The 12,078-nt window shown below is 73.1% G+C and carries 10 protein-coding genes; 4 read left to right on the top strand and 6 right to left on the bottom strand.

Going from position 1 to position 12,078, the window contains the following annotated elements:
* On the top strand, positions 1-1,353 hold the full coding sequence (locus tag AB1046_RS12265; protein WP_369369591.1) for a DUF58 domain-containing protein: 1,353 nt from the start codon (positions 1-3) through the stop codon (positions 1,351-1,353).
* Here the strand turns inward: AB1046_RS12265 and AB1046_RS12260 are convergent.
* The 4 genes from AB1046_RS12260 to AB1046_RS12245 form a co-directional block, all read right to left on the bottom strand.
* The gene (locus AB1046_RS12260; RefSeq protein ID WP_369369590.1) at positions 1,260-2,630 is read right to left on the bottom strand and encodes a glycosyltransferase; all 1,371 of its coding nucleotides are present in this window, start codon (positions 2,628-2,630) and stop codon (positions 1,260-1,262) included. The genes AB1046_RS12265 and AB1046_RS12260 overlap by 94 nt on opposite strands.
* Positions 2,627-3,571 carry a hypothetical protein gene (locus AB1046_RS12255; RefSeq protein ID WP_369369589.1) on the bottom strand — a complete coding sequence of 315 codons (945 nt, stop codon included), beginning with the start codon at positions 3,569-3,571 and terminating at the stop codon, positions 2,627-2,629. The genes AB1046_RS12260 and AB1046_RS12255 overlap by 4 nt, the downstream gene beginning before the upstream one ends.
* Positions 3,572-3,788: 217 nt before the next feature.
* The gene (locus AB1046_RS12250; RefSeq protein ID WP_369375677.1) at positions 3,789-4,445 is read right to left on the bottom strand and encodes a response regulator; all 657 of its coding nucleotides are present in this window, start codon (positions 4,443-4,445) and stop codon (positions 3,789-3,791) included.
* A 26-nt stretch (positions 4,446-4,471) separates the two neighbouring features.
* The gene (locus AB1046_RS12245) at positions 4,472-5,890 is read right to left on the bottom strand and encodes a sensor histidine kinase (protein ID WP_369369588.1); all 1,419 of its coding nucleotides are present in this window, start codon (positions 5,888-5,890) and stop codon (positions 4,472-4,474) included.
* Positions 5,891-6,047: 157 nt separating this feature from the next.
* Between AB1046_RS12245 and mtrA the strand changes: the two genes are divergently transcribed.
* Genes mtrA through AB1046_RS12230 form a run of 3 tightly spaced genes read left to right on the top strand, consistent with a single transcriptional unit; the run spans position 6,048 to position 10,203 of the window.
* Positions 6,048-6,728 (top strand): MtrAB system response regulator MtrA, encoded by a 681-nt coding sequence (gene mtrA / locus AB1046_RS12240; protein WP_369369587.1) that lies wholly within the window; start codon positions 6,048-6,050, stop codon positions 6,726-6,728.
* Positions 6,728-8,476, top strand: a complete 1,749-nt coding sequence (gene mtrB, locus AB1046_RS12235; RefSeq protein WP_369369586.1) for an MtrAB system histidine kinase MtrB — start codon at positions 6,728-6,730, stop codon at positions 8,474-8,476. The genes mtrA and mtrB overlap by 1 nt, the downstream gene beginning before the upstream one ends.
* On the top strand, positions 8,476-10,203 hold the full coding sequence (locus AB1046_RS12230; RefSeq protein WP_369369585.1) for an LpqB family beta-propeller domain-containing protein: 1,728 nt from the start codon (positions 8,476-8,478) through the stop codon (positions 10,201-10,203). Before mtrB ends, AB1046_RS12230 begins: the two co-directional genes overlap by 1 nt.
* 92 nt (positions 10,204-10,295) lie before the next feature.
* Here the strand turns inward: AB1046_RS12230 and raiA are convergent, their stop codons facing one another.
* A complete protein-coding gene (raiA, locus tag AB1046_RS12225) occupies positions 10,296-10,970 on the bottom strand; it encodes a ribosome-associated translation inhibitor RaiA (protein WP_369369584.1) in 675 nt (224 codons plus the stop codon).
* A gap of 241 nt (positions 10,971-11,211) precedes the next feature.
* Positions 11,212-12,006 (bottom strand): ComF family protein, encoded by a 795-nt coding sequence (locus AB1046_RS12220; protein WP_369369583.1) that lies wholly within the window; start codon positions 12,004-12,006, stop codon positions 11,212-11,214.
* Positions 12,007-12,078: the final 72 nt, after the last annotated feature.

Below are 12,078 nucleotides of genomic sequence, written 5' to 3'. Positions count from 1 at the left end.
ATGGTCGTGACGTGGCGGGCCGCCGCCCTGATGGGGCTCGGCGTGATCCCGGTGCTGTTCCTGCCGGCGAACGGGACGGTGCTGGTGTGGGCAGGCCTGGTGGTCCTGCTCTGTGTCGCCGACGTCGTCGTGGCCGCCTCGCCGCGGCGCGTGGCGGTGCAACGCAGGGTGCCGGGCTCGGTACGGCTGCGCTCCGAGGCCATCAGCGAGCTGGTGATCCGCAACGCCTCCGGCCGGCGGCTGCGCGCCGTCGTCCGCGACGCGTGGGGACCGTCGGCGGGTGCCGGTCCGGGACGGGGAAGCACCGAGCGTGTGCGCCCGGCGACGGGCGGAGCCGGGCGCCACCATGTGAACCTGCCCGACGGCGAGGCCGCGCGCCTGCCCACCACGCTCGTGCCGACGCGGCGCGGCGATCGGGCTGCCGGCGGCGTGACCATTCGCAGCCTCGGGCCGTTGGGTCTGGCGGGCCGCCAGGTGACGCTGCCCGTGCCGGGCCGCCTGCGGGTGCTGCCCGAGTTCGCCAGCCGCAAGCACCTGCCGTCGCGCCTGGCCCGGCTGCGCGAGATGGACGGCCGCGCGGCGGTGCAGATCCGCGGCGAGGGCACGGAGTTCGACTCGCTGCGGGAGTACGTGGTGGGTGACGACGTCCGCTCGATCGACTGGCGGGCGACCGCCCGGCGCCGCGAGGTGGTGGTGCGCACGTGGCGTCCCGAGCGGGACCGGCGGGTGCTGATCGTGCTGGACACGGGCCGCACGTCGGCTGCTCGCGTGGGCGCCTCGGACTCGACGGGCGCCCCCCGGCTGGACGCCAGCATCGAGGCGTCGCTGCTGCTCGCGGCACTGGCCGGGCACGCGGGGGACCGGGTGGAGCTCGTTGCGTTCGACCGTACGGTGCGCTCGCGCGTGGCCGGCGCGGCCGGGCCCCGGCTCATGCCCGCCATCGCTGAGTCGCTGGCGACCGTCGACCCGGTGCTGCTGGAGACCGACTGGCCCGGCGTGGTCGCGCAGGTGCGCACCCGCATGACGCAGCGCGCGCTCGTCGTGCTGCTCACGACGCTGGACCCGGCGGCCGTGGAGAACGGCCTGCTGCCCGTGGTGGACCAGCTCGCCCGCGACCACACGGTGGTCGTGGCGTCCGTCGCGGACGAGGAGGTCGCGGAGCTGCGCGCGGGCCGCGAGACGGTCGCCGAGGTCTACGACGCCGCGGCCGCCGCGCGCGGCGACCTGGAGCGCACGGCCGTGACCACGATGCTGCGCCGCTACGGGGCCGACGTCGTCGAGGCGCTGCCGGACGACCTGGCGCCGCGGCTGGCGGACGAGTACCTGGCGCTCAAAGCGGCGGGGCGGCTCTGACCGGCCCCCTGGCCCTGATCAGCTCCAGACCGCATGGCGTCGGCGTAGACCGCCAGCAGGCGCCGCGTCTGCGCCGACTGGAGCAGCCCGGTCGAGAGCGCGGCGGGCACCGGCGAGCCGTCGGCCGAGCGGACGGCGCGCGCGGAGTCGGTCAGGACCCGGGCCAGCGAACCGGGCTCGGGTCCGTCGGCGCACCAGACCCAGGGTTCGGCCCCGGGTTCGGCAGCGCTGGTCAGCTCAGCGGTGCCTAGCTCAGCGCCGCCCAGCTCAGCGGCGATGTCCGGGTCGCAGACCACCACGGGAACACCCAGGGCGAGGGCCTCGTAGACGGTCATCCCCTGTGTCTCGAAGCCCCGGGAGGTCTGCACCAGCAGGTCGGCCGACGCGATTGCGCGCAGCGCCCGCGAGTGGTCGACGGCGCCGTGCAGCCGGACCCGGTCCGTCAGCCCGAGCGCCTGTACCCGGCGTACCGCGCGGTCGAACAGCACGCCGGTGCCGTACAGGTCCGCCTCTATGTGCCGGTCCGTGGCGGCGAGCGCCTCGATGAGCTCCAGCGGGCGCTTCTCGGCGCTGAACCGGCCGAGCCACACGAGGCGCACCCGGTCGTCCTGCCGCGGGGTGGGGCGGGCGGGGCCGGTGGACGCAGCGACGTCGTCGTCGTGGACCCCCGTGGGGATCACGGCGGTGACGGACAGGCCCGCGCGCCGCAGGCGTGCGGCGAAGTGGCCGCTGGGCGCGACCACCGAGCCGACCCCGGCGGCGAGTGCCCGCAGGTAGTCGTAGCCGGTGCCGTTGCCGGACCGTCGGGTCCTCTCGCCCGTCACCTGCCGCTGCCAGGCGGAGACCGCGCGCAGGCCGAGCTCGGCGACCGGTCCGGCAACTGCCCGGAACGATGCGTCCACGTTGGTGTGGGTGGTGAGCACAACCGGGAGCCGGTGGCGTGCCGCGTACCGCTTGCCGAGCCAGGCACCCCAGAAGTCGCCCTGCAGGTGCACTACTGAGACCGGGCCCCGGGCGGCGAGCGCCCGGTCGATCCGGGCGTCGAGCCCCGCGCCGGCCAGGACCGCCGAGTACTGGCCCTGGGCCAGGGTGAGCGCGGGCAGCTCGACGACGGCGGGGTCGGGGCTGCCGGGCGCCGGGTTCCGCGGGGCGACGATCGTCACGGTGTGCCCGGCGCGCTCCAGGAAGGTGCGCTGGAGGACGACGGACGCCTGGGCACCGCCGAGGGTCTGCGGGTGCTGGTCGGTGAAGATGCAGACGTGCAGGCCGTTCGTCACGACCGGCTCGCCTCCAGGGCGTCCTGGGCCTCCATGGCCGGTAAGTCTGTCGCCTTGGGACGCGGCGCCGCGTCCGGGTGGTACTTGGCCAGCGTGATGACGCCGGCGACGGCGGCGGCTGTCGCCACTCCCATCACGAGCCAGAGGCCGACCGGCGTCTGGGTTCCCTCGCCGAGCAGCACCGCCCCGAGCAGCACGGCGACGATGGGGTCCACCACGGTCAGGGAGGCGACGACTACCGCCGGGGCGCCCGCCGCGTAGGCCTGCTGCACGAGCCAGCCGCCACCGACGGTGACGAGGATGACGACTGCGGCCGCCAGCAGCGTGCTCGGGTCGAGCAGCCCGGCCTCGCCCGACGTTACGCTCAGGGCGACGGCGCGGACCAGTGCGGAGACCAGGCCGAACGCGGCTGCCGCCGCGGTGGCGTAGGTGACGCAGCGCAGCCAGCCGCGGGTCGCCAGCCCGGCGAGCGTCAGCAGCAGCACGACGGCGGCCACGACTACGCAGGCCACCACTATCGCCGAACCCTCGGGCGGGTGGCTCGTCACGGATCCGGCGGAGATGATCACGAACGAGACGACGCCGGTCACGGCGAGCGCCGCTCCGATCACCACCCCCGGCGGTGGCCGGAGCCGGACGCGGGCGGCGGTGAGCAGCACCGCGATGGGGACGGCGAGCACACCGACGGGCTGGACCACGCGCAGGGGAGCCAGCAGCAGGGCGATCGCGTGCAGCAGGACCGCGAGACCGCCCAGGGCCACCCCTGCCTGCCAGCGTCGGCGCTTGACCACGCTGAGCAGGCCCCGCAGGGAGAGGTGCCCGTCCGCCTGCTTGTCCGAGACGGCGTGGTGCTGCAGCGTGGCGCTGGCTGCGAAGAGCACGGCGTCGATCAGGGCCAGACCGACAGCGACGAGGGTGACGACCGTGACGGTGTCGTTCACGCTGCCTCCCCGGTGTGGGCTTCCTGAGTCATGCCCGGTGAGTTTAAGGGCTCAAAACCGTTGTCCGGCCTCGGAGCGGTGAACTTGCGGTGTCGATCCGGCCTCAACGCGGTCATGCACACACTATGTCGGGATCGAGCGGAGACCGATATCAGGTGATCCCCCCAGATCACCCCTGGGGAGCCCCGCTTGACCGGGGGGCAAACCCCCACCCCGGTCATACCCCGAGGTGACGCAGCACGGCGAGGACCCGGCGGTGGTCGGCGGCGTCCTGCGGCAGGTCGAGCTTCGTGAAGATGGCCGCGACGTTCTTCTCGACGGCCCCGTACGACAGATGCAGCAGCGCGGCGATCGCTCCGTTGGACCGGCCCTGGGCCATCAGGCCCAGCACCTCACGCTCGCGTGCGGTGAGGCGGTCCAGGTCGTCGTCCTGCCGGGCGGAGCCCATGAGCTGCGAGACGACCTCGGGGTCGAGCACCGTCTCGCCGCGCGCCACGCGGGTGAGCGCGTCGACGAAGTCCCGCACGTCGGCGACGCGGTCCTTGAGCAGGTACCCCACGCCGCGCGCGTCGCCGGACAGCAGCCGGCTCGCGTACCGGGTCTCCACGTACTGCGAGAACAGCAGCACGGGCAGCCGCGGGTGCCGGGCCCGCAGGCCCAGCACGGCCCGCAGACCCTCGTCGGTGAAGCTGGGCGGCATGCGGATGTCCGCGACGACGACGTCGGGCAGCGACTCCTCGCTTACCAGGCGGGCCACCTCCTGCTCCAGGGCCATACCGTCCCCGACGGCGGTCACGGTGTGGCCCCGCCGCGTCAGGAGGGCGGCGAGGCCGTCGCGCAGGATCGCGGAGTCCTCGGCGATGAGCACCCGCAGGCTCGTCGGCGCGGCGTCCGGCCCGGTCATGCGGGGCCAGGGCGGCTCGTGGTCGGCAGGGTCACGGTCACTACCGTAGGCCCGCCGACGGGGCTGGACAGGTGGAACGTGCCGTCGACGGAGCGCACCCGCTCGGCCAGGCCGGCCAGGCCGGAGCGCAGGCCCGAGCCGTCGGGGGCGACGACCTCCGCGCCGCCGCGCCCGTCGTCGCGCACCCGGATCCGCACGGCTTCGCTGGCTTCGCCCGCGGTGCTGCGAGCCTGCTCGACCAGGACGTACACCCCGGTGGCGCGCGCGTGCTTCGCGGCGTTGGTGACCAGCTCGGCGACGGTGAAGTAGGCGATCGACTCCAGGGCGGGGGCCAGGCGGCCGTCGGCCTCCACGCCCGGGTCCACGTCCACGGTGACCGGTAGTGCCGAGCGCGCGGCGAGGGTCTCGAGCGCGATCGCGAGCCCGCTGTCGAGCGCGGGCGGGTGGATGCCGCGAGCCAGCTCGCGCAGCTCCGTGAGGGCCTCCTTGGTGGAGGTGTGGGCGGTGCCGACGAGCTCGGCGGCCTGGTTGACGTCGCCGCCGTCGGCCAGGTGCTCGCGCGCCTCGCCGAGCTGCATGGCGACGGCGACCAGGCGGGCCTGTGTGCCGTCGTGCAGGTCGCGTTCGATGCTGCGCAGGCGGGCGTCGGCGTCGTCCACGGCGCCGGTGCGGGACCGCTCCAGCTCGGCGACCCGCAGGCTCGCCCGGGTGGGGCTCAGCAGGCCGACGGTCAGGACCCGGAAGAGCAGGGCGAACATCCGGGTGATCCACGGCCAGCAGAAGAGCACCAGCAGGCCGGCCAGCGCGGCCAGCGCGATGCGCGAGGGCGTGTCCACGTAGTAGGCCGGGCCGAACTGCGCGCCGACGTGCATCTCGCCGTCGGTCCCGAGCTGCGGCGGCAGGAACCGGTACCAGAACCAGTAGGTCAGGCCGCCCAGGCCGGTCGCCAGGAACGTGATGCTCGTGACGAAGGAGACGATGGCGAGCGGGAACGTGACGAACATGAAGAGCAGGGCGCGCCACCCCGTGGCGTCGCCGAGCAGGGAACCGAGGGTGCGCCAGAACCCGCGGGGCCGCACGTACCCGGCGGGAACCGCCACGTCGACGTCGAGCAGGTCGCGGGCGAGGCCGCGGTACATCGCGCCCCAGCCGCGGCCGCCGGCTACCACGGCGCCGGCCACGAACAGCCCGACCACGGTGACCGCGACGCCCGCGGTGAAGCTCACGGTGAAGACCGCGTAGGTGAAGGCGAACGGGGCGAGCAGGAGCACGAGGGTCAGGTAGCCCTGCTCCCGCCAGGTGCGTCCCGCGAACGGGGCGGTCAGGAAGTTCGGCCCCGGCCGCGCGGCCCTGCTGAGGGCCGTGGGGCCCGCTGCGGAGCCCGCCGCGGGGCTGTCGGCGGTCATGGTTGTCATGTTGCCAGGTTCGCCCCTGGCGGGGTGCGCACAACATGGTGCCGGCCCGTCACTTGGGACGGGGGCTGTCCCCCCGGAGGGGTGAAACGGGGGTGACACCGCGCCGAACCCGGCCGCAGGGCCAGTTTTACTGGACCCGCCTGGCACACTGGAGGGCATGAAGGTACGAGTTCTTGTCGTCGACGACGACACCGCACTGGCGGAGATGATCGGCATTGTCCTCAAGGGCGAGGGTATCGAGACGGTCTTCTGCGCCGACGGGGACTCCGCCCTGGGCATGTTCCGCACCCACCAGCCGGACCTGGTGCTGCTCGACCTGATGCTGCCCGGCAAGGACGGCGTGCAGGTCTGCCGCGAGATCCGCGCCGAGTCGGGTGTGCCGATCATCATGCTGACGGCCAAGTCGGACACGCTCGACGTCGTGGTGGGCCTGGAGTCCGGCGCCGACGACTACGTGTCCAAGCCGTTCAAGCCCAAGGAGCTCGTCGCCCGGATCAAGGCCCGCATGCGCCGCAGCGAGGACCCGGGCCCCGAACGCCTGGTGGTGGGCGACGTCGAGATCGACGTCACCGGGCACACCGTCATGCGGGACGCCGAGCGCATCGCGCTCACGCCGCTGGAGTTCGACCTGCTCGTGGCGCTCGCCCGCAAGCCCTGGCAGGTGTTCACGCGCGAGGTGCTGCTGGAGCGCGTCTGGGGCTACCGGCACAGTGCCGACACGCGCCTGGTCAACGTCCACGTCCAGCGCCTGCGCTCGAAGATCGAACGTGACCCGGAGAACCCGGAGATCGTGCTGACGGTGCGCGGCGTCGGTTACAAGGCGGGCGCGACACGCTGATGCCGTCCGGCCTGGTCGCACGGCTGCGCCGGGTGGTCTCCCGGGCCCGGATAGTCGCCGTCCGGGGTACCCGCCGTGCGGTTGCCCAGTGGCGCTCGTCGCTGCAGCTGCGCGTCGTCACCATTGCGCTCGCGATCGGCTTCGCGGCCATCGCCGTGCTGGGGCTGTACCTGTCGACGTCGGTCCGGGACGGTATCTACGAGCAGCGGCTCGCGGCGATCGACGGGGAAGCCGCGGCCCTGACGGCCCAGGTGGCGGCGAGCTTCTCGGAGACGGCGACGACGTCGGACGGCGAGCTGCAGGTCCTGCTGAACGACACCATCGCGACGCTCGGGGCCACGAGCGGTTCCACCGCGGACGAGTACTTCCTGCTGCAGGAGGAGGGCGGCACCGCCCAGGTCGCCAACGTTGCCTCGCGGGCCGACCTGACGGACGTGGTCATCACCGACGAGCTGCGTGAGGCTAACCTCGCCTCCGGCGACGACCAGGTGCTGCAGGCGGTGGGCATCCCGGCGCCGGACGACCCGGGCACGGTCCGCCCGGGCGTCATCGTGGGCTCCACGATCCAGGCCGCGCCCGACTCCAGCTACGAGATCTACTACCTCTACTCGCTGGAACCCGAGCAGGAGACGCTGTCGTTCGTGCACCGCGTGCTGCTCGCGGGCGGGTTCGGGATGCTGGCCCTGCTGGGCGTCGTCACCTGGACGATGGCACGGCAGACGGTCACCCCGGTGACCCGGGCCGCCACCGTGGCCGAGCGGCTCGCCGCGGGGCACCTGTCCGAGCGGATGCCGGGTGCCCGCGGCACCGACGAGATGGCGAGCCTGGCGCGCTCCTTCAACGAGATGGCCGAGAGCCTGCAGGACCAGATCCGGCGCATGGAGGACCTGTCCACCATGCAGCGCCGGTTCGTCTCCGACGTGTCGCACGAGCTGCGCACCCCGCTCACCACCATCCGCATGGCGAGCGAGATCATCCACGACTCGCGCGACCAGCTGGACGAGGACGCGGGCCGCTCGGCGGAGCTGCTCCTCGGCCAGATCGACCGCTTCGAGTCGCTCCTGTCCGACCTGCTGGAGATCAGCCGGTTCGACGCCGGTGCGGCAGTGCTCGACGCCGAGCGCCGCGACCTGCGCGACCTGGTCATGTCGGTCGTGGAACAGGCCGCGCCGCTGGCGGACACGAAGGACGTGCGGGTCTCGGTCCGCCTGCCCGACGCCGACGCCGCGGCCGACTTCGACCCGCGCCGGATCGAGCGCATCCTGCGCAACCTCATCGTCAACGCGATCGAGCACGCCGAGGAACGGCCCGTCGAGGTCACCGTCGCCGAGGACGACCGCGCGGTCGCCGTCGTCGTGCGCGACTACGGCGTCGGGATGACCAAGCAGGAGGTCGAGCACGTCTTCGACCGCTTCTGGCGGGCCGACCCGGCGCGCGCCCGCACCACCGGCGGCTCCGGCCTGGGCCTGGCGATCGCGCTGGAGGACGCCCACCTGCACGCCGGGCGCCTCGACGCGTGGGGCCGCCCCGGGCAGGGCGCGAGCTTCCGGCTCACGCTGCCGCGCAGCGCCGGCGTCGAGATCGGCGAGCCGCCCGTGACGATGGCGCCCGCTTCGCACGAGCCCGGCGTCCGGACCGGCCAGATCCCGGTAGTGAACCCCTCGACCGGCCCGACGCCGACGGCGATCCCCGACCTGTCCGAACCCGATGTGGACGTTCCCGTGACCAGCGACGTCGAGGTGCACTGATGCGTAGAGCCGCGGCCAGGGCCGTCGCCGTCGTCGTCACGCTGGCAACTGCCGTCGGGCTCGGAGCCTGCGCCCAGATCCCGACGTCGGGCCCCGTGCGGGTGGGCAACGCGAACGTCGATGCACAGGTCGACATCGCGATGCTGCCCAAGGGCCCCTCGCTCGGCGCGGCTCCGGACCAGATCGTGTCCGGTTTCCTGGGCGCGGCACAGGCCGCCACGACGTCCCCCGAAGAGTTCCAGACCGCCCGGGAGTTCCTCACCGACGACGTCGCCGAGACCTGGGACCCGGAGACGTCGGTACGGGTGGTCCGCGAGGCTCCGGTGCCGGAACAGCTCGAACAGGGCACGGGGGACCTCCAGGACCGCGACACGGTGGAGGTCGTCGTGCGGGCGACCACCATCGCGACCCTCGACAGCGCCGGCGCCTACACCGAGGTCGGCGACCCGAGAGAGGTGGCCTACCGGTTCACCCTCGTGAACAACGGCGGCGAGTGGCGCATCTCCGCGCTCGACAACGGCGTGCTGGTGTCCGCCAACCTGTTCGCGAACCAGTACCGGGCGACCCACCTGTTCTTCCCCGACGCGAACGACATCACCAGCCTCGTGCCCGACCTGCGCTGGTTCCCGCGGCGCAGCTGGCGCACCGCGGCCGTGCAACAGGTGCTGGCCGGCCCGCCCGAGTGGCTGCAGGGAGCCACCCAGACCCTCATACCGGAGGGCACGCAGCTCGTCTCGCCGGCAGTCCAGGACGCCAGGGACGGGGAGGCCGCCATCATCCGGCTGAGCGATCAGATCAGCGCCGTCCCCGCCGACCAGCGGGCAGTGATCGCCGCACAGTTCTCCGAGACCCTCTCCGAGGGGTCCGGCCGGACAGTGCCCGTGGACCTGTTCAGCGGCACCAACCGCCTCTCGCTCGACCAGGTCCAGGTAGACCTGCCGGCCACTATCGTCCGGCCCATGGCCATGATCGACGGCCACCTGTACCTCGTGGAGGACGGCGAGGTCGTCGAGTCCGACCGTGCGGTCGACCTGGCGGGCATGGACCCGACGGCGCTCGCGATCAGCCCCGCGACGGAGCCCATCGTGGTGCGGGACGGCACGGACGAGATAGTGGACGTCTCCGGCGACGCCGGCGCGGAGACGATCATCACGGGGTCGGACCTGGCGGCGCCGTCGGTCGACAAGATGGGCGCCGTCTGGACCAGCGGGATCACGGGCCGCCTACGGGTCTACCGCGCGGAGGTCGGCGAGGTCTCGCTGACGCCCAGCTGGCTGGCCGGACGCCGGGTGATCAGCGTGTCGGTGGCGCCGGAGGGCTCGCGCGTCGCGATCGTGAGCGAGGCGCCGTCGGGCACGCAGGTACAGGTGGCCGGGGTCGTCCGGGACACCGCCGGCAACCCGGTCGATCTTGTGTCGCCGATCTCGGTCGGCGCACCCGTCGGCAACATCCGCGAGGTGCGCTGGTCCGGGATCACCACGCTCGCGCTCCTGGCCGACGGCACCGAGGGCACCACCGGCGTCTGGACGGCCGGCGTCGGCGGGCTCGCCGGTACCGGCGGCGAGTCGCGGCAGCTGTCGGGGCTCACCTCCGTCGAGCAGCTCGCGGCCGGGGTGACCGAGCAGGGGATCCTGGTGATCACCGAGGGCGGCGCCCTGGAGCGCGAGGAGACCGGGGTCTGGCAGCCGTTCGCCGAAGACGTCGACCTCGTGGCGTTCCCGGGCTGATCCCGCCTTGCCGGAGGCAGGACAGAACAAGGGCGAGATGCAACCGCGGCAGGTCCGCGGTCGCATCTCGCCCTTGTGCTAGCTCGGCGAGGTCAGCCCAGGTCGGAGACCGGAGCCGCGCCGCACGGGTTGTCGAGCTGGATCACACCGAAGGCCCAGCCCTTGCGCTTGTAGAGCACCGACGGGCGCGACGTCTCCTTGTCGATGAACAGGTAGAAGTCGTGGCCCACCATCTCCATCTCGTAGACGGCGTCGTCGAGGGTCATCGGGTCCGCGTGGTGCAGCTTCTGGCGGATCACCACCGGCGAGTCGCCGATGGTCGTCTCGACCGAGTCACCCGGCGTGGACAGCGCTGCGGGGGTCGAGATCTGCGGCTCGGTCCTACCGGCGGACACGCTGGCGTCCTCGGTGAGGATCTCGGCAAGGGGGCGGACGTCCACCGGTGGGTCCACCTTGTTGTTCCGGTGGTCCTTGCGCCGGTCACGGGCACGGCGGAGGCGCTCGTTCAGCTTGTCGATGGCGAGGTCCAGGGCGCCGAAACGGTCGTCCGCTGCGGCCTCGGCGCGGATCACCGGCCCCTTCGCGCGCAGCGTGAGCTCTACTCGCTCACGGTTCTCGGAGAGTCGCGGGTTGTTCTCGTGCGTGACTTCCACGTCCACCCGACGTACGTACGGGGAGAGCAGCTCGACCTTCGCGAGCTTCTCCTCAACGTGCTGGCGAAACCGGTCCGCCACGTCCGTGTGCCTGCCGACAACGACAATTTCCATGTGCGTAACTCCGCTCCGGGAACACTGGGCCACACCGTCCCTTGCCGGCGGCGTGCACCCGTCTCTACTCGGTATGGCACCTCCTGTTGCCGGTGCCGGGCACAAACCACCTCCCGTCGCGTTCACCCCGTCGACATCGGCGAGGCTCGGATCCTGCGTGGGACCCCCAGGCTAACTCCGGACCCTGGGTAACGACAGCCCCAACAGATAGTGAACGAGACGACATCGACCTGCCACTCGTTCAGGTGTTTGCCAGATTCTCGGCCGGGCCCGACAATGCGCCAACTTTCACCCGCTCTACGCGTGCCGGGGGCGGCGTCGCTGCCAGCACTGTTGCGCCGATAACGTCGTGCCCGTGTCGCTCCAGGGTCCGTTCGGCGGCGGCCAGGGTGGCTCCCGTCGTCAGGACGTCGTCCACAAGAACACAGACAGATCTTTGTTCAAGGGCTCGCATCCCGCGTCTCGTCATGCGGACAGTGCCCGTCAGGTTGCGGCCGCGGGCGCGGGCGCCGAGGCCCACCTGGTCCCGCGCGGAGCCGCGGCGGGCGAGGGCCGGCACCACGCGCGCGGGCAGCCCCGCGTCGCGCAGGCCGTGGGCCACGGCCCGGGCCAGGACCGCCACGGGGTCACGGCCTCGGGCCCGGCGTGCGGCGCCCGTCGAGGGCACGGGTACGACGGCGACCGGTGCGCCACGGAGCGCGGAAGGTAGCGCGAAAGAGAGCGCTGGGGAGAGCGCCGGGCCGAGGCGCGCGGCCGCCCGCTGCAGCGCGGGCGCGAGCAGCCGGTCGAGGTCGGCCCGTCCGCGGTCCTTCCAGTGCACAACGAGGTCGCGCACCGGCCCGGTGTACGGCGTCAGTGCCCACACGGGTACGGGCGGTACGCCGTCGAGCCGGTCCAGGCGGGGCGCGCCATGCTCGGCCCGCACGGGCGGGCCGGCCAGGAGGGCCGCGCAGCGCGCGCACCACGGCACGTCGAGCTCGCCGCACGGACAGGCGACGGGCAGCAGCAGGCGGGCAAGGACACGGACAGGTTGCACCCCACCACCCTCCCCGCCCCCGCCGCCCCGCGCCCCCTGTCCACAACCCCGATCAATGGGTCGGGATGGGAG

Origin of the sequence: Promicromonospora sp. Populi (genome assembly GCF_041081105.1) — a bacterium.
GTDB lineage: Bacteria > Actinomycetota > Actinomycetes > Actinomycetales > Cellulomonadaceae > Promicromonospora.
The sequence above is the reverse complement of the archived record's forward strand: the minus strand, read 5'-3'. Positions and strand labels throughout refer to the sequence as shown.

What these genes read in the sequence shown, in the direction of transcription:
- AB1046_RS12265 (WP_369369591.1), top strand. Translation starts at nt 1, where the DNA reads ATGGTCGTGACGTGGCGGGCCGCCGCCCTGATGGGGCTCGGCGTGATC.
- raiA (WP_369369584.1), bottom strand. Translation starts at nt 10,970, where the DNA reads ATGGAAATTGTCGTTGTCGGCAGGCACACGGACGTGGCGGACCGGTTT.
- AB1046_RS12245 (WP_369369588.1), bottom strand. Translation starts at nt 5,890, where the DNA reads ATGACAACCATGACCGCCGACAGCCCCGCGGCGGGCTCCGCAGCGGGC.
- mtrB (WP_369369586.1), top strand. Translation starts at nt 6,728, where the DNA reads ATGCCGTCCGGCCTGGTCGCACGGCTGCGCCGGGTGGTCTCCCGGGCC.
- mtrA (WP_369369587.1), top strand. Translation starts at nt 6,048, where the DNA reads ATGAAGGTACGAGTTCTTGTCGTCGACGACGACACCGCACTGGCGGAG.
- AB1046_RS12230 (WP_369369585.1), top strand. Translation starts at nt 8,476, where the DNA reads ATGCGTAGAGCCGCGGCCAGGGCCGTCGCCGTCGTCGTCACGCTGGCA.